The following is a 2,514-nucleotide window of genomic DNA, read 5'->3' as shown; positions in this document are numbered from 1 at the left end:
TCTGTGCCAGTGGTTCCTGTATCCGTAATGGTGTCATAGCCTTCAAAGCTATCCCAATTATTACTTTGATAGCCAGTATAGAGGTAATTGTCGGAACCGTTACCACCGTTAAGATTGTCCTCACCACCGCCACCGATAATGACATTATTGGCAGCATTACCCGTAATTTGATCATTCCCCCAATAGCCATGGATTTGGATATTGTCACCGACAAAAGCAGTGTTAGAGAAGTCGAGGGTATTGTCACTCCAATCACCGACGATGGTGACTTTTCCTGTTACTCCTGTCCCGTCGATGGTTTCAATGCCACTATTGGCGCTAAAGGAAAGAATCCCCAGGTCCACGTCTCCTGTACCCAAAACCACAATTTTATCCACCCCAGAGGTGCCGGTATCGGTGTAGATGTCGTAGCCTTGGAAACTCGACCAGCCTCCAGCTAGATTACCAGAGACATAATAAGTGTCTGACCCTTCGCCTCCATCCAATTGGTCATTGTCTGCGCCGCCATAGAGTAAGTCATTGCCAACCCCAGCCGATAAAGTGTCAGACCCCCAATCTCCATCGATTAGGTCATCTCCGCCGCCACCATTGAGAATATCGTTTCCCCCGTAACCCATCAGGTGTTCGGCAAGATTCGTACCTGTAATCGTGTCGCTAGAGTTATCACCGTAAATAATGGTTTTCTGAAGATAGAAATAGTTGAGCCAACTGGCAACATCGTTAAGGCGAGCATTGGCATCGCCGTCTTCGTTGACGAGACGATTTTCTTGGATGGTAAAGCCAATATGATAGAGTCCATCGGCTACGGTATTGACTAAATTTTTACCGAAGTATTGGGTTGTCGCTCCGTCATTTTGTACCAGGTGGTAGCCTGTTTCCTCATTTCCCTCATCGTCACCGTGGAGGAGGACAAATTCGTCATAGTGATTAGTGCGAACCCATTGATTGAGGGTGCGAATATCATCGCTGGTAATCCAGCCATCAGCAGCGACACCTGTAGCGGTAATGCCATCTACTAATAGATGGTTAAGTCCGTCGGCGGCGGCGGCTCCGGCGTTAATATCCCCGGCATTTGTCCACTTGGCTAAGCCAGTATCAATTTTGATGGTATCGACAATTTTGTCTAATCCTGTGCCAGTGGTGGACTGATCAACGTAAAAATATGTTACCCAATCTGCTACATCTTTGACTGTGGCATTAGCTGCACCATCTTCGTTGAGAAACCGCCCATTTTGGATCTGAAAACCAATATGATAGATTCCGTCGGCAACGGTATTAACTAGGTTTTTCGCAAAATATGTGGTCTGAGCGCCGTCATTTTGAACTAAATGGAAGCCAGTTTCTGTTGTGCCGTCATCATCCCCATGCAGAACAACAAAAGTATTATAACGGGTGGCATCAGAGCGAATCCAATTGTTAATTTGTGCAATATCGCTTTCGGAAATTGAACCATCGGCGGCGAGATTGTAGGTAGCGATCGCTGTTTTTAATAAATCATTCAGTCCATTGGCAGCATCAGCACCGCCAGCAATTTCTTGCCAAGGTATATTTTGCGCTAAACCCTGATCAGCAATGATTAATTCCGTAATCCGATCAAGTCCGGTATTAGTTGTGGCCCGATCTGTATAAAATTGGGTTAGCCAATCCGCCACCTGAGCAACCGTGGCATTTGCGTTCCCATCTTCATTGAGAAAAGTACCATTTTGAATGAGGAAACCAATGTGATAAATGCCATCAAAAACCGTATCAACTAAATTCTGATTGCGATACTGTTGAGTCGCTCCGTCATTTTGGACTAGATGAAAGCCTGTTTCTGTTGTACCGTCATCATCGCCGTGGAGAGCAGTAAATTCTGCTAAACGGTTAGCGCGAATCCAAGCATTAATCGCGGTTACGTCACTGACAGTAAAAATGCCATTACTAGCAACTCCAGTGGCTTGTTTGGCTTCTAAGATTAACTGATTTAATCCGTTAGCTGCCGTCATTCCACCCGTAATATCTGTGCCGAGATTAGCACCAGCAAGTCCTGGATCTCTGCCAATTCTTTCAACCGTTTGCTCTAGTCCCGTTCCGGTTGTTCCAGCTGGGGAATTTTGCACCATCGAATAAGATTTGCTTGCCATAATTTTTAACCATAAAAAATAAGGTAGTTAGTGAAATAGCAACAATTGTTAGACAATTGACATACTCCCACCGTCAAGCTACGCTGTGACGGGGGATTCTTGACCTATCACTATCGGAAATTCCTTGTTCAACGAGACAACTTAGATTCTCAATGTCTCCATTAAGAACCCAGAGGCCGGACTCTCCCAAGGCGTTTGGGTCGGTTTCTGTTTGCCCAACAGTACCGTTGAGATAATTTCCCAAATATTGCAACCCTTTTTTAAGAATGTTGATTGCTGCATTATGATCCCTATCTAAGACTGTTTTACAATTGGGACATTGATGAGTTCTAGTGCTTAATGATTTTTGAACTCTCGTCCCACAAACTGAACAATCTTGAGAAGTGAAATG

At 44.9% G+C, this 2,514-nt stretch carries 2 protein-coding genes; both read right to left on the bottom strand.

All coding sequences use genetic code 11. The features are described 5' to 3' along the window. Positions 1-2,123, bottom strand: a 2,123-nt coding sequence (locus IM322_RS08280; protein ID WP_502866911.1) for a calcium-binding protein, incomplete at its 3' end; no start/stop codon positions are given. 73 nt (positions 2,124-2,196) lie between these two features. Beyond that, positions 2,197-2,514, bottom strand: a 318-nt coding sequence (locus IM322_RS08275) for a zinc ribbon domain-containing protein (RefSeq protein ID WP_287713172.1), incomplete at its 5' end; no start/stop codon positions are given.

The organism is Microcystis sp. M109S1 (genome assembly GCF_020247025.1).
In the GTDB taxonomy this organism is placed as follows: Bacteria; Cyanobacteriota; Cyanobacteriia; order Cyanobacteriales; family Microcystaceae; genus Microcystis.
Note: the sequence above shows the minus strand (reverse complement) of the source record. Positions and strands in the feature narration are given on the sequence as shown.